We start from the raw sequence: 18,258 nt of genomic DNA, 5'->3' as shown, positions 1-18,258 counted from the left end.
GTCGGTCAGTCCCAGCCGAGGTGGTACGTCACCAAGGTCGGCGTGTAACTGACCATCTCGACGCGCGGATTCGTTGCCCGGCAGAGGGAGAGGGCGTGGCGGACACCCGTGGCCATGCCGCGTGCGATGAGCTCGTCGTAGAGATGGTCCGGGAAGCGCAGGAACATCTTCGGCGGGTTGCTTCGCTCGGTGGTCAACCGCGTCCCCCGGTGGATGTGTCCCCATTGGCGGGAGGCCATGGTGACAAGGATCGACGGTGCCGCGAGGCTCATGAGCGCGCGAAAGAACCGGCCGTTCAGCAAGCGACCGTTGCTGTCGTCCATCCATCGGAGCGTCGCGGCATCGTCGTACCCTAGATAGTCCGATACGGCGTGGAGCGTTCCCATGACCTGCGCTTCGGCAAGCGAGACGGTTGGAAGAAACTGAGTTTGGAGGAGCGTGCGAACGGCCGGCGGCGCGGCATCGAACGGAAAGCCGGAGAGGTCGACGGTGTCGATAAACGTGCGGAGCACCGATGCCTTGCATCGGACGTCGGGGTAGGAATCCAAGCCCTGCGGCAGCCGCCCGATGTAGCGCTCGAAGCGCGCAAAACGCGTCATGACGAGTGAGCGATTCTAACGAAGCACAGCAGGCGTTCGACGGGATTGGCTGTCGGTTGTCGCATTTCAGTACGACTTCGACACCCAGGAACCGGTACTACCGGCCGGCCCGTAAGCAGGGCCGTTCATGATTGAGGGAAAAGGCCGCCCCACGCGCTCTGCGTGCTCGGGCGGGGAAGGCGGATGCCGCTCGGCGAGCCGAGCGGATGGACGGGTGGAGCGAGGCAGTCGTCACTCTACTCGGCGCGCAGCGCCAACGACCGCCCGCCGAGATCGGACCGACATTGCGCCCCCGCCCGAGATCCGCCCGCCTGAGATCCGAGATCCGACCGACATTGACCGCCCGGAGATCCGACCGACGTTGACCGGCCCGCCCGAGATGCGACCGACATTGACCGGCCAGACGACTCTCTCCAGATGCGACCGACATTGACGGCGACGGCGACGGCGACGTCGGGTGCCCGTCGGCGCGGAACGCCGCATCTTCGAGAAATTCCAAGAACCGTCCGAGCTGTGTCGTCGTCGTCGTCGATGGTGGGAATGGAGGGCGGTAGCCGCAACCGCGCTATCGCCTACGCCAGCAAGGCGTCTGACTGGTCCAGGCCACCCCGAAAGCTGGCACGGCCAGATTCAATATCGAAATCTACCGTAAAAAAGCGGACCTCAGTCTGGGCACGCGGCGTGCTGGAGCGCGTGGGATGTCGCGTCCTCGCAGCATCCGCCCAGGAGTTACGTGGTTCATCACTCGCCGCGTCACGCGCCGGCACTATCTCCTGCGACCGGACGAAGACGGCACGACGCAACAGATCTATTGGTACTCCACGGGAGTCATGGCCGCGAAGTTCGGTATGGAGCTTCATGCCGCCCAAATGCTCTCGACGCATCTTCACGAGGTGCTCACGGACGTCAGGGGCGTGTTGCCGGCATTCAAACGTGATCGCAATCGGTTGGTCGCCAATGCGCTCAAGGCTCATCGTGGATGGCCCGAAGAAGTCTTTCAACGCGCGTCTGATAGCTGCGTGGAGCTAAATAGCGCTGAGGCCGTGCTGAAGGAGATCGGATACACGCTTGCCAATGTGGTCGAAGCGGGGCTGGTCGAAGATCCCGATGACTGGCCCGGTGTTACCGTTTCTGTCAACGATATCGGGCAGCGGGTCATCGAAGTCGAGCGACCGTCGGTCTACTTTGACCCCGATAACCCGAATTGGCCTGAGCGCGTCACAATACCGATTACGATGCCGCCGGCGCTGATCGAGGCCTTCGGCGCGCGCGCCAAAGAGGTGCTCGTTTCGTCGGTGCGTGAGGCCATCGCGTCCGCGCGGGCCGCGGCGCGCAGTGCCGGCCGCTTCGTGAAGACGAGCGCCGCAAAGTTGTGCAGGATTCCGTTCACGCGGCGGGCGAACAGCCCAAGCCCCATCGGCGCGCGAAATCCGACGTTCGCAACAGGGGGGAACGCGGAGGCCGCCAAGCGCGCACGCGCCGAGAGGAAGCAGTTTCACGAGCTCTATCGTCGCGCCCTCGACGCGCTCAAGAAGGGCATCGCGGGCGTTTCGTTCCCGCCAGGAACTTGGCGGTGGGCACGAGAGCTTCTGCCTGCCTGGCTCGTCGGCGCCACGGCGATAGGCAGCGAAGCACTAGGATGCCAAGAGAAGGACAATCTGACGTCGGCAGCTTAGTCCAGCGGAGACGTACGCGATCAGTGGCCGCCGCGCCGAGTGCAAAGCGAAGCGATTCCTCCCACCGTGGCTGTACGGTTTCAGCGACGCTCCATCTTGCCGTCAGCGTCGATGTCAGTCACGTCCCGCGCGCAGTCTCAATGTCGGTCGGACATTGAACTCAATGTCAGTCGGATCTCTGGCCGGCCAGTCGCTAGTCTCAATGTCGGTCGGACATTGAACTCAATGTCAGTCGGATCTCTGGCCGGCCAGTCGCTAGTCTCAATGTCGGTCGGACATTGAGCTCAATGTCAGTCGGATCTCTGGCCGGCCAGCCGCAATGTCAGTCGGATCTCTGGCCGGCCAGCCGGGGTCAATGTCAGTCGGATCTCTGGCCGGGATCAATGTCAGTCGGATCTCTGGCCGGCCAGTCGGATCTCTGGCCGGCCAGGCGTGCTCAATCTCAGTCAGATCTCTGGTCAACGTCACGGGCCGGTCGGCCGGCCCATGTCGTCAGGTCTAAGATCTCCGGCCGGTAAGCTCTCTGGGTGACTGCGTTCCCAACGTTCCGAATGTCAGTCAGATCTCGGCGGCGTTAGAGGCGGATGTCGCGTGTCGAGATGACCACGACGTCTTCGCCGCCTTGGAAGACGTAGTTCGTCGGGTTGAGCTCGATGCGTTCGCCGCGTTCGACGCCGACGAGGAGGGCGTCGTGTTCTTTTTTTACGTGCATCAGGAGATCGAGAAACGTCTTGCCGCGCCACTTCGCGGGGACGGTGGCTCGCAAGAAGTGGTTTCCGGCCTTGCGGGTCATCAGCTCGTCGAAGACGCCCATCACGCCACGGGTGATGGCGGATTGCGCTAGCAAAAAGGCGCTCTGCTCGCCGCCGACGACGTAGGCGTTCACCTTGCCCATTTCGAGGTGGTGCGCGTGTTCGCGCCGGTTGATCTCCGCGACGGTGTAGATGCCGGGATTGAGGCGCTCAATCGTCAGTGCGGCGAGCACCGTGCGCGCGTCGACGTCGCGCTCCTTTCGGCCCTTCGAGGAGTCGGCCAGAAGGATGCAGCGCGCCGCGCGCCTCACGCCCGCCTTTTCGAGCGCTTCCAGTTTCGTGAAGTCGTCATTCAGGAACTGCACCCGCGCGCGGACGGCCGGATCCTTCAATTGCGGCAACTCGTTTTCGAATTCCGCGACGACGACGATTGGCTGTCGATCATCCGGATACGCCATGATGTATTCGCGTACGACGATTTCGGCCTTTCGGCTGAAGCCGCACACGATGAGGTGATCGTTCAGGTCTTCCCAGTCGACGCGCAAATCGGGGGCGTGCATGCGATCGGTCACCAGTGCGGAGATCGTTCCGACGACGGTTGCGAAGGTGAAGAGCCCCGTGAGGATCACGAGGAGGGCCACGACGTGGCCGCCGAACGTCTGCGGCGGTCCTGGAATGGGCTCGGTCGCGACGACGGAATAGATGCTGAACCAGAAGGCCTGGCCGAAGGTGCTCAGCGAGGGATTCGAGTCACGCTCCAGGAGCACGAGCGCCGAGCTCGCGAACACGACAGCGAGCAGCACGATGCCCGACGCGAAGAACACCTCGCGGGCGCCTTTGCGAATCACGCTTGGAAACAGGAGCGCTCGGTGCCGCGCGATCTTCAGCAGGCGCATCAGCCGGAAGATGCGGAGCAGGGCGAGCAGGCCGAGCCACTTGGGCCCGAACGACTCCACACCACCACCCGTGAAGGGCGCCCACAGCACCGAGCCGAGCGGCAAGACGCTGATGACGTCCAGCCAGTATTCGCGAAGGAAACTCTTCGTGCTCTTGGCGGCCCAGAGGCGCGCGGCGAGCTCCGCGGCGAAGAGGACGCTGATCCCCTGCACGACGCGGAGCACGCCGACGCTCGGTGCCACCTGCGTGGTCTCGACGACGGTGAGGGCCGCCGAGGTGAGAATGAGCGCGCCGAGAACGGTCTCGAACGCGGGCCGCGCGAAGAATCGCGCGAGCCGGTCCGCGGAGGCGCGCACTCGGTCGGTCATCCGTGGGCGACGGCCTGGGATGCCGGTGCATCACAGCCGAGGCGCGTGAGCAGCGCCCCGACGTCGGGATCACGACCGAGGAACGACTTGTAGAGAACCGCCGGATCGTCCGTGTCGCCCTTCGCCAGGATCTCGCTTCGGAAGCGCCCACCGACCTCGGGGCTCAAGATGCCTTCCTTGCGGAAGCGGCCGAACGCATCGGCCTCGAGCACCTCCGACCATTGATACGAGTAGTAGCCGGCCGCATAGCCGTAGGGCGATCCGAAGAGATGCGAGAAGCCCGCGAGCATCGCGTAGTCCGCGGGCAGCGGCGTCGGCGAGAAGCGCCCGAAGATCTCGCGCGCATGGGCCATCACGTCGCCGTCCTTCGTCGGATCGTAGCTCGTGTGGAGCGACAGGTCCGTCGTGGAGAAGCCGAGCTGGCGCATGAGGGCATTCGCTGCTCGATAGGTGCGCGCGCGAAGCATGCGGTCCTTGATGGCGTCCGGAATCGGAGCGCCAGTCTCGAAGTGGCGAGCGAAGCGGTCGAGCGCTTCCTTCTCCCAGCACCAGTTCTCCATGATCATCGAAGGAAGCTCGACGAAGTCGCTGACCACGCGCGTGCCGGCCAGTGTGCGAATGGGAACCTCGCTCAGCACATGGTGCATCATGTGCCCGAACTCGTGGAACAGCGTCTCCACTTCGCGGTGGTTCAGCAGGGCAGGCTGCCCGGCGGCACGAGGCGGCGTCATGTTCGCAACGACCACGGCGATGTTCTCGAGCTCGTGCTCGGTGCCGGGCAGGCGATCGACCACGCCGCCCATCCACGCGCCGTCACGCTTCGTCTCGCGCGGGAACAGGTCGAAGTAGAACCCACCGAGTCGCTTGCCGGCTGCGTCGCGAACCGACCACGCCGTCACGTCCTCGTGCCAGACCTTGGCCTCGACGTCGCGCTCGATGCGAACGCCGTAGAGGCTCGTGGCGATCTCGAAGAGGCCTTGGGTGACGCGATCGAGCGGGAAATACGGGCGCAGCGTCTCCTCGTCGAAGTCGTAGAGCGCGCGGCGCTGTTTCTCCGCCCAGTACGCGGTGTCCCACGGCTCGAGGGCGCCCGTGTGACCGTTCTTCTTCGCGAAGGCTTCGAGCTCGGCGTTTTCGCGCTCGAAGAACGGCCTCAGTCGATTGCGAAGCATGGTCACGAAGGCGAGGGCCTCCTTGCCGCTCTTGGCCATGCGGTCGTCGGTGACGAGATCGGCGAAGTGCGCGAAGCCGAGCAGCGTCGCCTTCTCTTTTCGCAGTGCGAGCACGTCGCGAATGATCTGCCGGTTGTCGTGCGAGCCGGTCGACGCGCGCGTGACGTGAGCGCGGTAGAGCGTCTCGCGTAGCGAACGGTCGTGGGCGAAGGTCATCACCGGCCCGTAGGAAGGCGCCTGGAGCGTGAGGCGATGACCCGCTTTGCCCTTCTCTTCGGCGCTCTTGCGCGCAGCGCCAATCGCTCCCTCGGGCAATCCTTCGAGGCGCTTCACGTCGTCGACGAGGAGCTCGAAGGCGGCTGTCGCGTCGACCACGTTCTGCGAGAACTTCAACGTGAGCTCGCTGAGCGCCACGTCGATCTCGGCGAGGCGCGCCTTGCCTTTGGCATCGAGCTCAGCGCCGTTGCGGCGGAAGTCGGCGAGGGTCTTCTTCAGATAGCGCGCGTGGCCCGCAGCGAGCGCCTTCGCGTCGTCGGTCTCGGCGTAGTCGCGGAGCGCCTTGTAGAGCGGCTCGGAGAGGAGAATCTTCGTGTAGAAGGAGCTCACCTTCGGCAAGACGGCGTTGTACGCATCACGCAGGTCGTTCGTGCCGAGGACGGACTCGAGGTGGCTGACGAGCCCCGTCGCATAGTCGAGTTCGTTGCTCGCGAGATCCAAAGCACCGAGCGTGTTCGCGTAAGTCCGCTTGTCGTTGTTCGTGCCAATCGCGTCGAGGCGTCGCTGCGCCTCTTCGAGGAGTTGGTCGACCGAAGGTTCGATGTCGGCCGCGCGTACCTCGTCGAACGGGACTGGAACACGGACGGTGAGGAGCGACTTCGATTGCGCCATAGTCGGTCAGCTTACCGCACATCTCGCGCTCGGGGCGGCTCTGGCATAGCTTGCGCTTTGTCCGGCCGAGGAGGCTCTACCCATGCGTCGTTCTGGTTTCGCTCGTCTCGCTCGATTGACCCGATCTTCTCGGTCTCGCTCGCGTGGCGCGCGGAAGCTGACCTCCATGGCGTGCAGAGGCGCCGCTGCCATTGCGCTCGCGGGCGGGGCACTCTTGTGCTTCGCGTGCGGTGGAGCCTCACCGCCTCCGGCTCCCGCACCGACCACGCCTGCGACGGAGACGATGGACGGCGGAGTCGACGCCTCGGCGTCCGCCGCTGCCGTCGATCTCGAGGCGGAGCACAAACAGTTCATCACGAGCTGCGGCAACTCCGCGGTCTCGTCGGCCGACTATTGCGAGTGCGCATGGGGCGAGACGCGCAAGGTCTTCAGCGACGAAGAGCTCTCCGAGAACCGCACCGACGCACGAAAACTCGAGCAAGCGCGCGCCAAGATCTCGTCGTCGTGCGCGAGCAAGCTGCCCGAAGACGCCGTCAAGCAAGGCTTCTTCTCGGGATGCGTTGCCGACAAGCCGGAGATGCAGCCCTACTGCGACTGCTCGTGGAACGAGTACCGCAAGAAGTTCTCCGCGACGGAGCTCGCGAGCGCCGACGTGGTGAGCGACGAGCGCTTCCTCTCGACACGTGCGGACGTGGTCAAAGCATGCAGTGCGAAGATGCCCGAGCAGGTCGCTCGCGACGGCTTCGTCAAAGGCTGCTCGGCGAACGAGCCTCGCGCCGAAGCCTTCTGCGCCTGCGCGTGGAAGGAGCTACGCAAGACGTCGAGCGCTGCGGAGATCGAGGCCGGCACCTTCGACAAGAGGGCCGCTATCTCGAAGGCCGACAAGGCGTGCGGAAAGCTCAAGCCCTCGATGAAGCCCGGTACGGCCACGCCGCCCGCAGGAGCGCCCGGAACGAGCGGCGCGCAGAGCAAGTGACACGCCCCCACCCCAACTCGTGACTTCCAGCGCGTGACGCGTCAGGTCTGGTCGGCGTAGGTCATCACGAGGTACATCACGCACTCGGCCTTCCCGACGTTCACGTAGGCATGCGGAACGTCGGCTTCGAAGACGATGGCGTCGCCCGTCTCGAGGCGGTGCGTCTCGCGGTTGACCACGAGCTCGACCTCTCCTTCGGAGACGACGAGATTCTCGACGGTACCCGGCGCATGCGCGTCGGCCGTCTCCTTCTCGTTCGCAGCGAGACGAAGCTCGTAGAACTCGGCACGCCTCGGCCCGTCGAACGGGAAGAGCGCACGGGAGCTGAAGTGCCCGCCATGGCTCGTGAGGACCTTCGCGGCGGCTTTGCGAAGAATGGTGGTGCCGCCGGCTTCGCGCGCCTGGATGAGCGTCGCAAACGTCACGTCGAGCGCACGCGCGATCTTCCAGAGGACATTGATCGTAGGCGCGCTCTGCCCGAGCTCGATCTGCCCGAGCATGGCGCGGCTGACGCCGGAGCGTTGAGCCAGCTTTTCGAGCGAGAGCCCTCGTCGCATCCGTAGCCGGCGCAGGTTGGCGCCGACCACGGGCGCGAGGTCTTGCGGTGCCTCCTCCGTCCCCGAGGACGAGTAGGTCCAGTCCTCCGCGCCGATCGGCGCAGGCGGCGGTTCGGAGGCGGCACGCGCCTCGGCTTTCTTCGAGCTCTCGCGAACGGACTTCACGGCACCTTCATTCAGGCAATTCAGGGCATAACCGGCGCCCAGACAGGCACCCAACATACCCAGACCGGCACGAACATCGGGCTCTGCATCATCGGCATGGCGCCCGAGGTCTCCTGCGTCGGGCGCACCTTGCGCTGACGGAAAGCTTCGAGGTCGATGACGTTGGCAGCTGCGGAGCGCGAGTCGATGGCCGTGTTGCGCATGGGGTTGTTACCTCCCGGAACTGTCGGGTTCCCAGAATATCCGCTTTAGCGGATGCTCTGTCAAGGTGGACGCCAGTCCGTTTTGACGGATGGCGACGGCCAGTGACCGGCGGTCGCACAAAGCTCTACTTTTTCATGCACTTTTCCCATTGGCTCGGCGTGACCGCGGCCATGGCGCAGTTGTACTTCGAGCGGGGGACCTCCTCCTTGGCGCAGGGATCGCCCTTCTTCTGAGCCGCTTCGCTGAGCGCTTGCTGCTTGAGCATCGCCAGCATTTCCGGCGGAACGCTGTCGAAACGCGTGTCGGTGTTGAGCGTCAGCTCGATGTAGCGGTCGAAGAGCTTCGAGCACTCCTGGCGAGAGACCTTGCCCGTCGCCTTTTGGGCCGGCGCCTCTCCGCTCGATTGGACGGGCGTCGTGTAGGGCTCGGAGGGATCGACGCGAGCGTCCTCCGTGTTGGCCTTCTTGTCGCCGTTGAGCCGCGTCTCCGACGCCGAGTTGGCCGGGACCTCCTCGGCGTGGTGGGAGGACTTCGGCTCGGGCGACGACCCGCACGCGAAGGTCGTCATCGCCAGGACGAAGCCGAGAAATCCGGAGACCGAACGAAAAGTTGCCGAGCAGATCACGAGGCTCAGCCTACCGCCAAGCGTGAAGCTCGTGCGAGCCTTCAAGCGGTCGAGCTTGAGTCCCGTTCAGGGGCGTTCAGGGGAGTGAGGAGCGGGTCGGGCACTCGCCGTCGCCCTGGAAGTCGCCGAAGGTTCGGACCTGGCTGTCGACGTAGTCGAACACGGAGATCTTTCCGTCGCCGTCCTGGTCGCGAATGCCGGTCAAGTCGTAGGGCGGCTGCGGGAGTGCCACGGCCACGTTGCAGCTCCGGATCTCGTCGAGCGTGAGGTTCTGGTCCTGATCGACGTCGCAGGTGTCGAGCCACTGCGCGAGGCGCTTCGTGATCTCGACACCCTGGGTGACGTTGTCGAAGAACTGGTGGTCGCCGTGGAGCGTGGGCTTGACCTGCACGGTGCCGCCCTTCGGAACGGCGAAGCCCGTGATGCCGTCGGGGCTCGCGCAGTCGTCGAACGACGTTCCCGCGCGGAAGCCCCAGGCGAAGGCGATGTTCTTGCCGTCCTTCTCTCCGTGGCCCTCGAAGTAGACCGACCACCCGTTCGCGACCATCAGGTCGACGTCGGCTTGCTTCGTGGGGGGCATCGCCCTGACGCCCGGCCTCGCGTTCGCCACGTCGTAGCCGAACTTGTCCCAACGGACGGCATCGACGTCGTCGAACTCGGTCGTGACGTAGCCGCTCGTCGGCGCGTTCCTCAGGTCGAGCACCCAGAGCGTCGGATCCGCGAGCGTGGCGTTCGTGTCCGTGCGGCGCGCGCGGAAATTCCCGATGGTGACGAGATAGCGGTCGTAGGTGATCGTCCAGCCGTCCTGCACGTTCTCGGGATCGGTGCCCGGCTCGAGCCCTTCGGTGATGCTGTCTTCGGGGACCACGAAGATCTGCACGGTGCCCTTGCCGCTGACGGCGCTACCGCCGTCGTTCGTGCACGCGCTGACGCTCACGACGGACGTGAGAAGGGCGCCGCAAACGAGGTGCATCCAACGCATCGACGCCTCCTAGAGCGACACCCAGCGGAACTGGATGGGCGCGAGGTTCTTGATTCCGACGAGGAGCGCACCATGTTCGACGGTGCCCGGCTCGATCACGTAGTTCGTAGCGCCCGTCTGGGCGAGCTCGGCGGCGATGGCGTCGAAGTCGAGCTGGCGCATCCACGCGGCGGCGTCGAAGTGCACTTCGAGCCGGTACGCCCCGGAGGTCACGGTCGCCTCGGCAGGGGCCGTCGCCACTGCGTTCTGGCCCTGGTATTGTGGGACCACGTCGACGTCGGCCGTGAACGTGAACGAGCTCGTCGGGCTCGTGGCCATGCCTTCGATGCGCATCGAGTGGCCCGACGGCGTCGCCTCGGCGGGCGTGGGGGCGGTCTGCGTATCGAACCACGAAATGCCTAGGTCGTAGGATGCGCTCTGGATGGGGCCGGTCAGTCCGTGCACGCGCCCTATGCCGGCAGGAGCGAACGCGAGCCCGTTCACGGTGGTCACGTCGCGAACCTCGGCGACGGCGCTCTTGCAGAGCGTCGACGAGCCCGACGCCGACGCACAGAAGTAGAACGGGCCGAGAGCGACGTCCGCGCGGGTGAGCTTCACCGTCCATGCGCCGATCGATGCGCTGCCGTTACCATCGGGAACGGCGACGGCGTCGTAGTCGACGAACGATTGAGGCGACTCGAGGCAAGCGGCTGCGCCGAGCAGGAGCGATGCGCCGAGGAGAAGGCGAAGGGGGCTCACAGGTACACCGTCAGGCTCGCGAGCAGCGTTCGTGGCGCGCCGGCCGTGATGTGACGCTCCGGCACGCGCGAAGGGGTGGGTTGCGTGAGCCAGTTCGAGACGAAGGCGAACTCCGTGTCGGCGTAGCGTGCGTCGAGCAAGTTGTACGCGTCGATGCTGAACTCGAGGAAGTCGCGCCGAACGCCGAAGCTCGCATCGAGCAAGAAGACGGCGGGCGAGGTCTGGCTGTAGGGCAGCGGGCGAGGGGAGAGGTACGTCGTCGCGTAGCCTGCTCTCCACTCGAGCGGCTTGCCGGCGATCTCGCCGAACTTCTGGTGGAAGCCCACGTCGGAGCGGAGGAGGAGCGGCGGTACGTAGGGCAACGACTGCCCGGAGACGAAGGCCGGCGTGGGGTTCTCCGGCGTCGGAACGGGCGGCGAATCGAGCGTGGCGTGCACGTACGTGGCGCTCGCGGCGAGGTCGAGGAACGGCACCGGACTCGCCACGAAGTAACCGACGAGACCGCGGCGCGTCGTGGGACCGATGCGCTCGAGCCGTGCCTGCCCGGGATCGAACACGAGATCGTACGAGAGGTCGGTTTGGTACGCGGCCGCGCTGAAGGAGATGCGGTCGCTGTCACGAATCGTCGCGCCGAGCTCGTAACTGCGCACCTTCGCGAAGGGCGCTTGCTCACCCTCCTCGAGCTGCCTCGCCTGCGGCGAGCGGTAGCCCTCGCCGTACGAAGCCGACAGGCGAAGCCAGCGCGTGGGGGTTCCCTCGAGCGTCGCGCGCGGCCCGAACGCGATGCCGCTCGCGGTGCGGCGGAAGCCTTGGATGTGCGTCTTCTTCGAGAAGGCCGGGATGAAGTTTCCGAGCTTGTCGTTGACGTCGAAGAAGAGGAGATCGCCGCGCGCGCCGCCGCGAAGGCGAACGTAACGCGTAGCGGCGATCGAGACGTCGCCGTAGGCGCCCACGTCGGTCTGCTTCACGTCGGCGTCGTCGCGCTGATCCCACGTCTCGTTCTGCGGAGCCTTGAGGAGGTTCTGCGCCTGCGAGATGCGGTTCGTTTTGACGTCGGCGCCGAGCTCGTACTGCACGCCGAGCCAGCGCGTAGGCTTGAAGTGCTCGCTGCGGTAGCGCGCGCCTCCGCCCAGTCCGAGGTCGTCGTTCGATTGCTCGACGAGATCGCCGCGGCCAACCCAGGTGGGCTCGACGCGTGAGCGCTCGGTGTATCCGGTGAAATTCGTACGGCTTCGGAAGCTCGCGAGATAGATCCACGCGTTGGCTTCGAGGCGGCCGCCGCCCTCCATCGGGCGCTCGAGCGAGACGGCGAGCTGCGTGCGCGAGGTACCGGCGGATTGCGCGCGCGCCGAGGGATCGTGATAGGCGTCGTAGAAGCCGACGCGCCCGGCGTCGATGTCGTCGCGTCGCAGCACGCCCGCGATGTTCGCGCGTGCCGCGTAGGCGCCGAGGTGGATCAGCGCGGTCACGTTCGACGGGAGCGAGAGCTTGTATTGTCCGAGAACGCCGCCCGACGTTGCCCCGCGAGTCCCGTCGCCGAAGCCGTCGGTCGTGCGGAAGGTCGCGGCGCCGAACGTCTCTTGCGCTTGACCTTCGGGCGCCCAGAGCGCCATCAGGCGTTTGGTGTTGAACGAGCCGTACGAGAGCTTCACGCGCGAACGCCGCTCTTCGACGGCGAGGTCGTAGTCCACGCTGCCCGCGACGGCGAAATCGCCCTGGCGCGGATCGTAGACGCCTTCCACCACGCGGATCGAACGCACCGTCTCGGGGATGACGAGGTTCAGGTCGGCATAGCCCTGGCCGTGGATGTGCGAGGGCTGATTCATCGGCACGCCGCCGACGTGGAACTCGACGTCCTGCCCGTGCTCCGCATCGAACCCGCGGAGGAAGATGCGCTGCGCGACCGCTTCGCCTTCAGGATGCGCGACGTAGACGCCGGGCGCGCTCGCCAGCATGTCCGCGCCCGAGGCGTGAGGCGCGGCGGCCAGCGTCGTGCGCGAGAGGCGGAAGTCCGACGTCCCTCGGCTCGGAGGATTCGGACGGCCGGTCACCTGCACTTCGGCGAGGCCAGGTGGAGCGGCAGGAGCCGGCTCGGGGGCGGCGCTCACGACGTGCGCCGGGACCTCCGGTTCGGGGCCCGGCGGCGGCGTCACGAGCTCGGGCGGCGGCGCGGGCGGTGCAAAGTGGAAGGGAACCCGGATGCGGCTCGCGACGGGCTTGCCGCCCTTGGTGGCAGGCACGAACGTCCACTGCCGCGCTGCAACGACCGCGGCCTCGTCGAGGTCGCGCCCGCCGGATTCGACGACGTCGACTTTCGAAACGTGGCCGTCCGCGTCGACCGTGACCGCGAGGACCACGTCGCCATGGGCACGCGTGGCGAGGGCCGAACGCGGGTACTCGGCGTCGACGTGGGTGACGACCGAGGGCGGCGTGACCTCCTCGGGCGCCGGCGCTTGCGCGCTCGCCTCGCGCGTGGCGAGCGTCGAGGCGCCAACGAGGGCGAGGATCAGCGCGAAGGTTCTCGAAGACGAATGCGAAGGCATGGGGACGGCCAGAGCCTGACGAGCCTCACGCCTGCACGGTTCATCGAATGACCAAGTGATGCAGTAATGAGACTGAGTTGCAAGAAGGCTCTTAGTCGAGCGGCCACTCCGGTCAAGCGGGTTCCGTGCGTGGACGTCGTTTCCGAACCGAGGGCGGCGCGCGTGATAGTGTCCGCCCACTCGCCGCGAGCTCTCGTCATGCGCCTTGTGATCGACACCAACGTCATCGTCTCCGCCCTGCTGAAGGCGGGAAGCGTCCCGGACCGCATGCTCTCGGCGGCCTGGGAACGCGGTGCGGTCGTGCTCTACGACGCGCGCATCCTCGTCGAGTACCGCGACGTCGTCACGCGACCGAAGTTCCGCGCCATCGATCGCGCGCGTATCGACGTGCTCTTCGCGATGCTCGCGGCGCACGGGCAGCTGCTCGGAGCCGTCCCCCCTTGGTCCGGCACGATGACCGACGACGACGACCGCGTCTTCGTCGAGGTCGCGCTCGCCGGGAAGGCGGACGTGCTCGTGACTGGAAATTTACGAGATTTCCCGATCGACCTCGGCTTCGACGTCGAGCCCCCCGCGATGGTGCTCGCACGCCTCGGCTGAGCCGTTCGGTCGAGTCACTGCCGCGTGACGATGTCCCGCACGAAATCGTCGAACGCCGTCTTCATCGGCAGGTCGAAATCGAGCACGGCCCGCCGGCGCGTCGAGATTACCTCGGCGCCCGTTCGCGGATCGCTTCCGATGTGGGGCTCTTCCTTCCAGTAAATCCCGATACCGCGCTTCTCCCAGGCGGGAACGTCGTTGAAGTTGATCCCGGCGCGGAACAGCAGCTCGTTGCGGTCGGCCACGGAGACGCCTTTCAACTTCTGCGTCGCCGCGTTGTCGTCGAGGCCCTGCCGGCGCAAGAGCCAGTACGAGTGCCCGTTGAGAGCGTTGCGGTGCGCATCTTCGTAACGCCAGCGAAAGTAGTCGATCACGGTCTCGACGTCGGGCAGCTGCGAGATGCGCGCATCGAAGGCCGCGACCCTTCCAAGCGACAGGGAGAACTTCGCGCTCGCCTCGCCCGCCAGCACCGAATGGAGCTTGCGCAGCTTCCGTCCGAAGAGGGACTCGTCGCGGCGCAACAAGAGGGACATCTCGTCACTCTGCGTGTAGCCGAACAGCACGGAAAAGCCCGTCGACGAGAAGAGGTGTTCGAGCGTCGCCACCATGCAGTCACGAAAGCGCACGTCGTAGGGCGCCTCGAAGTTCTCGGTCACGCGCGTGAGCTGCGAGAACGAGCGGCCGTCGATGCGAGCGACCATGTGCAGGCCGGGCAGCACGCAGTGATCGTGAGCCGTTTCGTAGACGCGCATCCGGCGGTCGAGCTGTTCGAACTTCATGACGCGGCCCCATTATCGTCGGCAGGGGGCTGCGCGTCGATCAGAGCCGATGGTGAGCTCGCCCGCGCGCGAGCTCTTGCGAAGACTTGGCGGGCTCAGGCCGCGCGTTCGGTACCGGAGACGATGCGAGGCGTGGGGAGACGCTCGATCCGCATGAACGTCCCCTCGGGAAGCTCGGTCCAGGGCTCGTCGGTGATCTTCTCGGACGCGACGAAGACGGCATGGCGCTGTGGCGTCCACTTGGTCACGACATCGGTGCCCGGGGCTACCGAGCGGCGCTCACGCACGGGATCGCTCGGCGTCAGCTCGAGGAGGAAGAGCGAACGTCCGCAGCGATGGGCGAAGCACGTCACGCCGTCGGACAGCAGGAAGTTGAAGGCGCCGATGCGTGCTTCACGTAGCTCTGCCGTGACCGCGGCAATGGTCTCCGTCGCCGCTTGGCGCGACGCCTCGCCGTCGAGACGCGAAAGGCCGCGCTCGTCGAGGCGCGTCAGCAAATAGGCGAACAGGAGCTCGCTGTCGGTCTGTCCGGCGATCTCCGCGAGCCGCCCGGCCGACGAGCGCTCGCGCAGATAGTCCGTCGCCTGCACCGTGCCATTGTGCGCGAACACCCAGCCGTCACGCGAGAACGGATGGGTGTTCTCGAGCAGCGTCGGGCCGACCGTCTTCTGGCGGATGTGTGCGACGAGGACGTGCCCGCGGCTGCGCGCGGCGATCTCGTGAAAGCGAACGTCTTCACCCGCGCGCTCGGTCCCCTTGTACAGGTCCCAGCTGCCGCTGCTGGCCGCGGCCTCCGGGTCATGGATGGCGATTCCCCATCCATCGGGGTGCTCACGCGAAAGCGTGGCGAGGCAACGAGGGGCCTGGGTGAGGACGAGGCCGAATTCCGTGGGTTCCGACGCGACGATCCCGAGAAGGCGACACATGGCACCGAGTAGAACGGCAGGTGGAGAGGCCGTCTTCCACCAGTATGGTCCTTCCTCGGAACAGAATCGACTTTTCCGAGTGATGTGGCCACGATGTGGCGCATCGTGCGCAATCGGTTACACTGCCGCACGTCGTCAGGCTGAACGTCCCCGCGGAGGCAGGTCCCATGCGTCGAAGCGTTCGCAGTCTCGTGATCCCTTCCTTCGTGATCGCAGCGGCCGCGGCGGCCTGTTCGAGCAGCAACGCGAACAACGGTTTCGATCCCGATCCCAACGCCCCCGCCGGCAGCGAGAACGGCTTCGGAAACGGCAGCGGTGATGGCGGCACCAAGCCCTGCTCGCCGAACCCCGCGAACTTCGACATCCCGGGCAACGGTTGCGACGACGACGGCGACGGCAACGTCGACAACCCGCCAACGTGCGACAGCTCGCTGTCGCCGAACGGAACCGCCGAGGACTTCGCGCGCGCGCTCGGCATCTGCACGAAGGCGAGCGAGAAGGGCTACGGCCTCGTCTCGGCGAAGTTCACGCGCGGCTACACCTCGAATCAGAACGCCATCGCGGAGCAGCACGGCATCCTTCCGAAGTTCGGCAACGTCATCAAGCCGCGCGAAGGAGCGAGCCTTGGTGTTCTCAGCACCGGCTACGCACAGGAATACGACGGCAGCAGCGGCAAGGCCTTCGGCGGTGAGGAGTACAACCCCTCCCGCCGGGACGTCATCCAGAACGGCAAGGACTGGGGTACCGAAGGCGCCGTCCCGCCGGGATTCCCCAAGGCGGCAGCGGGCTGCGAGCAGTCCAACAAGACGCGCGATGTCGTTACGGTGAAGCTCGAACTCAAGGCGCCGCCGAACGTGAGCGGCATCCAGTTCGACTTCAACTTCTACTCCGGCGAGTGGCCCGCCTACATCTGTTCGCCCTTCAACGACGGCTTCATCGCCTACCTCGTCGCGAAGGGCTTCAACGGCGGCGCGGCAGACAACATTTCGTTCGACAAGAACAACAATCCGGTCAGCGTGAACAACGGCTTCTTCGACCGCTGCACGCCGAACGTCGACACGGGCTGCGCGAAGGATCTCAACACGGGAAAGAGGCTCGCGAAGCCCGGCACCTCGGAATGCCCCGGCGGAACCGCCGAGCTCGAAGGCACCGGATTCGGCCTGGAAGGCAACTGGTGCGCGGCCTACTCCTTCGACCGGCTCTCGGGCAACATCACCAGCCCCGGGAAGAAGAGCGTCAACGGTGGTGCCACGGGTTGGCTCACGTCGAAGGCGCCCGTCCAGGCCGGCGAGACGTTCACCATCGAGTTCATGATCTGGGACACCGGCGACGGCATCCTCGACTCGACCGTCTTGCTCGACGACTTCACGTGGGCCGAAGGCGCCGTGCAGACGTCGACCGAGCGCCCGCGCTGACGCTCATTTTTTGAATCGTACCTCGGCGCGTGCTTCGCGGATGTTCGCGAGCACGCGCACGGCCGCGTCGAGCGCAACGGACGACGGCTCGAACCGCCATTGCAGCGATGCGGTGCGTGCGCGAGGGTCGATCTCGAGCGTCGGCACGTCGAAGCGCGCGAGCGTCATCAGCAAAGTGCGGATGCTCGGAACGAGCAGGCGCGTCACCGTCTCCTTCGCGGCCTGAATGAGGAAGAGGCCGTCGAACGACGGCTCGCCGACCTCGACCTCGTGCTTGAGGCCGATCGCCTTGCCAAACGAGAGCGCGAGCGTTTCGTGTCTCACGACGAGCTTGGGCATGGCGCGCGGCACGCTCGTCATCAGCCACATGCCGACTTCGATGATCTGGCCTTTCCCATTCGTGTGGGCCGTTGCGCGGAGCGTGAAGGGGGCTCCTCGGTCATGGAAGCGCGCAAGGCAGGAGCGCCGGTTGTCGGTGATGATGTCCGCCGTGCGATCGCGTTCGCGCACGGTCGTGGTGAAGCTGCGGACGAGCTCGCTCATCTCTTCATCCGTCGGGAGGTAGAGCGTCCACGAGTCGCGACCCGAAGGTGGATCCGGAACCTCGTCCGGAAGGGCACACCACTCGGCCTCGACGGCGGGCAGCTGCCGGATGAGGCGCTCGAGCTCCTCGAGATAGTTTGCGAGGAGCTGCTCGGCGCGGGCGAGCTGCTCGAACTCGAAGCTCGCAGGCGATGCGCTCTCCGCGTAGACGATCTCCAACGCCTCGCGCATCGCCCCGAGTTCGCCGCGCACGTTCGGCTCGAGGCTCTCCCAAAAATCCTCGGTGACCTCGGCCTCACGCTCACGCACCCGGACGGAGAGCTCGGCGAGCCTCGCCCGAATGCCGACCCACGCGTCGCGGTACAGATCCGCGGTCATCCCCCCTTCAATGTGACGACCGAACCGGACCCCGCGCAAGTCGGGTTCGGATCAACTCTCCAGCGGCAGGCTCTTACCCTTCCACTCACGGATGCCGCCGGCCATGGACGACACGTTCGTGTAGCCCATGCGACCTAGCGTTTCCGCTGCGATCGCCGAGCGAAAACCGCCGCCGCAGTAGAGAACGATCTCCGTCGACGTATCCGGGTACGCCTTTTCGATGTCGCGTTCGATGACACCTTTGCCGAGGTGGCGCGCACCCTTGATGCGACCGGCGGCGAACTCGCTTTCCTCCCGCACGTCGACGAGGGCGAACGGATCACCCTTGGCGAGGCGGGCTGCGATCTCGTCGGTCGTGACCTCTTTCACGTTGGCTCGAATCTCGTCGCACAGCTTGAGAAAGCGCGGGGAGTGGTCCATGGGCCGTCTTTACCCCAATTGCAGTTCTGCGGGGAGCGGGGTACGCCTGGCTGAC

At 65.9% G+C, this 18,258-nt stretch carries 17 protein-coding genes; 4 read left to right on the top strand and 13 right to left on the bottom strand.

Going from position 1 to position 18,258, the window contains the following annotated elements:
• Nucleotides 1-5: 5 nt before the first annotated feature.
• Nucleotides 6-599: a hypothetical protein gene (locus AKJ09_RS49215; protein ID WP_146654798.1), complete on the bottom strand. Its 594-nt coding sequence runs from the start codon at nt 597-599 to the stop codon at nt 6-8.
• An 830-nt stretch (nt 600-1,429) separates the two neighbouring features.
• On the opposite strand from AKJ09_RS49215, the gene AKJ09_RS49210 reads away from it, so the two are divergent.
• Nucleotides 1,430-2,275, top strand: coding sequence for a transposase (locus AKJ09_RS49210; protein WP_146654797.1), 846 nt, complete (start codon nt 1,430-1,432; stop codon nt 2,273-2,275).
• 574 nt (nt 2,276-2,849) lie between these two features.
• Here AKJ09_RS49210 and AKJ09_RS49205 read toward each other — a convergent pair.
• Together AKJ09_RS49205 and AKJ09_RS49200 are read right to left on the bottom strand one after the other, a co-directional pair.
• Nucleotides 2,850-4,292: an ion transporter gene (locus tag AKJ09_RS49205; protein ID WP_146654796.1), complete on the bottom strand. Its 1,443-nt coding sequence runs from the start codon at nt 4,290-4,292 to the stop codon at nt 2,850-2,852.
• Entirely contained in the window at nt 4,289-6,352 is a 2,064-nt protein-coding gene (locus AKJ09_RS49200; protein ID WP_146654795.1) for a M3 family metallopeptidase, read from the bottom strand. Before AKJ09_RS49200 ends, AKJ09_RS49205 begins: the two co-directional genes overlap by 4 nt.
• Before the next feature lie 166 nt (nt 6,353-6,518).
• On the opposite strand from AKJ09_RS49200, the gene AKJ09_RS49195 reads away from it, so the two are divergent.
• A complete protein-coding gene (locus AKJ09_RS49195) occupies nt 6,519-7,328 on the top strand; it encodes a hypothetical protein (protein WP_146654794.1) in 810 nt (269 codons plus the stop codon).
• Nucleotides 7,329-7,369: 41 nt separating this feature from the next.
• Here AKJ09_RS49195 and AKJ09_RS49190 read toward each other — a convergent pair whose 3' ends face one another.
• The 6 genes from AKJ09_RS49190 to AKJ09_RS49165 form a co-directional block, all read right to left on the bottom strand.
• The gene (locus AKJ09_RS49190) at nt 7,370-8,050 is read right to left on the bottom strand and encodes a helix-turn-helix domain-containing protein (RefSeq protein ID WP_240488892.1); all 681 of its coding nucleotides are present in this window, start codon (nt 8,048-8,050) and stop codon (nt 7,370-7,372) included.
• Between the two features lie 20 nt (nt 8,051-8,070).
• Entirely contained in the window at nt 8,071-8,253 is a 183-nt protein-coding gene (locus AKJ09_RS49185; protein ID WP_146654792.1) for a hypothetical protein, read from the bottom strand.
• Between the two features lie 125 nt (nt 8,254-8,378).
• The gene (locus tag AKJ09_RS49180; protein WP_146654791.1) at nt 8,379-8,822 is read right to left on the bottom strand and encodes a hypothetical protein; all 444 of its coding nucleotides are present in this window, start codon (nt 8,820-8,822) and stop codon (nt 8,379-8,381) included.
• A 133-nt stretch (nt 8,823-8,955) separates the two neighbouring features.
• Entirely contained in the window at nt 8,956-9,861 is a 906-nt protein-coding gene (locus AKJ09_RS49175; RefSeq protein ID WP_146654790.1) for a hypothetical protein, read from the bottom strand.
• A gap of 9 nt (nt 9,862-9,870) precedes the next feature.
• Nucleotides 9,871-10,599 carry a hypothetical protein gene (locus AKJ09_RS53915; protein ID WP_169928599.1) on the bottom strand — a complete coding sequence of 243 codons (729 nt, stop codon included), beginning with the start codon at nt 10,597-10,599 and terminating at the stop codon, nt 9,871-9,873.
• Nucleotides 10,596-13,142, bottom strand: a complete 2,547-nt coding sequence (locus tag AKJ09_RS49165) for a TonB-dependent receptor domain-containing protein (protein ID WP_146654789.1) — start codon at nt 13,140-13,142, stop codon at nt 10,596-10,598. Before AKJ09_RS49165 ends, AKJ09_RS53915 begins: the two co-directional genes overlap by 4 nt.
• A gap of 198 nt (nt 13,143-13,340) precedes the next feature.
• Between AKJ09_RS49165 and AKJ09_RS49160 the strand changes: the two genes are divergently transcribed.
• Complete coding sequence (locus AKJ09_RS49160; RefSeq protein ID WP_169928598.1) at nt 13,341-13,742, top strand: putative toxin-antitoxin system toxin component, PIN family; 402 nt, start codon at nt 13,341-13,343, stop codon at nt 13,740-13,742.
• A gap of 14 nt (nt 13,743-13,756) precedes the next feature.
• Here the strand turns inward: AKJ09_RS49160 and AKJ09_RS49155 are convergent, their stop codons facing one another.
• Together AKJ09_RS49155 and AKJ09_RS49150 are read right to left on the bottom strand one after the other, a co-directional pair.
• Nucleotides 13,757-14,521: a tRNA(His) guanylyltransferase Thg1 family protein gene (locus tag AKJ09_RS49155; protein ID WP_146654787.1), complete on the bottom strand. Its 765-nt coding sequence runs from the start codon at nt 14,519-14,521 to the stop codon at nt 13,757-13,759.
• 95 nt (nt 14,522-14,616) lie between these two features.
• Nucleotides 14,617-15,447 carry a class II glutamine amidotransferase gene (locus tag AKJ09_RS49150; RefSeq protein ID WP_146654786.1) on the bottom strand — a complete coding sequence of 277 codons (831 nt, stop codon included), beginning with the start codon at nt 15,445-15,447 and terminating at the stop codon, nt 14,617-14,619.
• Nucleotides 15,448-15,614: 167 nt separating this feature from the next.
• On the opposite strand from AKJ09_RS49150, the gene AKJ09_RS49145 reads away from it, so the two are divergent.
• Entirely contained in the window at nt 15,615-16,862 is a 1,248-nt protein-coding gene (locus AKJ09_RS49145; RefSeq protein ID WP_146654785.1) for a choice-of-anchor L domain-containing protein, read from the top strand.
• A gap of 3 nt (nt 16,863-16,865) precedes the next feature.
• On the opposite strand, the gene AKJ09_RS49140 is transcribed toward AKJ09_RS49145, so the two are convergent.
• Nucleotides 16,866-17,783, bottom strand: coding sequence for a hypothetical protein (locus AKJ09_RS49140; RefSeq protein WP_146654784.1), 918 nt, complete (start codon nt 17,781-17,783; stop codon nt 16,866-16,868).
• Between the two features lie 51 nt (nt 17,784-17,834).
• Nucleotides 17,835-18,203: a rhodanese-like domain-containing protein gene (locus AKJ09_RS49135; RefSeq protein ID WP_146654783.1), complete on the bottom strand. Its 369-nt coding sequence runs from the start codon at nt 18,201-18,203 to the stop codon at nt 17,835-17,837.
• Nucleotides 18,204-18,258: the final 55 nt, after the last annotated feature.

The sequence above is a fragment of the Labilithrix luteola genome (genome assembly GCF_001263205.1).
In the GTDB taxonomy this organism is placed as follows: domain Bacteria; phylum Myxococcota_A; class Polyangia; order Polyangiales; family Polyangiaceae; genus Labilithrix; species Labilithrix luteola.
This window is presented reverse-complemented; position numbering and strand designations above follow the sequence as displayed.

What these genes read in the sequence shown, in the direction of transcription:
- AKJ09_RS49215 (WP_146654798.1), bottom strand. Translation starts at nt 599, where the DNA reads ATGACGCGTTTTGCGCGCTTCGAGCGCTACATCGGGCGGCTGCCGCAG.
- AKJ09_RS49210 (WP_146654797.1), top strand. Translation starts at nt 1,430, where the DNA reads ATGGCCGCGAAGTTCGGTATGGAGCTTCATGCCGCCCAAATGCTCTCG.
- AKJ09_RS49205 (WP_146654796.1), bottom strand. Translation starts at nt 4,292, where the DNA reads ATGACCGACCGAGTGCGCGCCTCCGCGGACCGGCTCGCGCGATTCTTC.
- AKJ09_RS49200 (WP_146654795.1), bottom strand. Translation starts at nt 6,352, where the DNA reads ATGGCGCAATCGAAGTCGCTCCTCACCGTCCGTGTTCCAGTCCCGTTC.
- AKJ09_RS49195 (WP_146654794.1), top strand. Translation starts at nt 6,519, where the DNA reads ATGGCGTGCAGAGGCGCCGCTGCCATTGCGCTCGCGGGCGGGGCACTC.
- AKJ09_RS49185 (WP_146654792.1), bottom strand. Translation starts at nt 8,253, where the DNA reads ATGCGCAACACGGCCATCGACTCGCGCTCCGCAGCTGCCAACGTCATC.
- AKJ09_RS49180 (WP_146654791.1), bottom strand. Translation starts at nt 8,822, where the DNA reads ATGACGACCTTCGCGTGCGGGTCGTCGCCCGAGCCGAAGTCCTCCCAC.
- AKJ09_RS49175 (WP_146654790.1), bottom strand. Translation starts at nt 9,861, where the DNA reads ATGCGTTGGATGCACCTCGTTTGCGGCGCCCTTCTCACGTCCGTCGTG.
- AKJ09_RS49165 (WP_146654789.1), bottom strand. Translation starts at nt 13,142, where the DNA reads ATGCCTTCGCATTCGTCTTCGAGAACCTTCGCGCTGATCCTCGCCCTC.
- AKJ09_RS49160 (WP_169928598.1), top strand. Translation starts at nt 13,341, where the DNA reads ATGCGCCTTGTGATCGACACCAACGTCATCGTCTCCGCCCTGCTGAAG.
- AKJ09_RS49155 (WP_146654787.1), bottom strand. Translation starts at nt 14,521, where the DNA reads ATGAAGTTCGAACAGCTCGACCGCCGGATGCGCGTCTACGAAACGGCT.
- AKJ09_RS49150 (WP_146654786.1), bottom strand. Translation starts at nt 15,447, where the DNA reads ATGTGTCGCCTTCTCGGGATCGTCGCGTCGGAACCCACGGAATTCGGC.
- AKJ09_RS49145 (WP_146654785.1), top strand. Translation starts at nt 15,615, where the DNA reads ATGCGTCGAAGCGTTCGCAGTCTCGTGATCCCTTCCTTCGTGATCGCA.
- AKJ09_RS49140 (WP_146654784.1), bottom strand. Translation starts at nt 17,783, where the DNA reads ATGACCGCGGATCTGTACCGCGACGCGTGGGTCGGCATTCGGGCGAGG.
- AKJ09_RS49135 (WP_146654783.1), bottom strand. Translation starts at nt 18,203, where the DNA reads ATGGACCACTCCCCGCGCTTTCTCAAGCTGTGCGACGAGATTCGAGCC.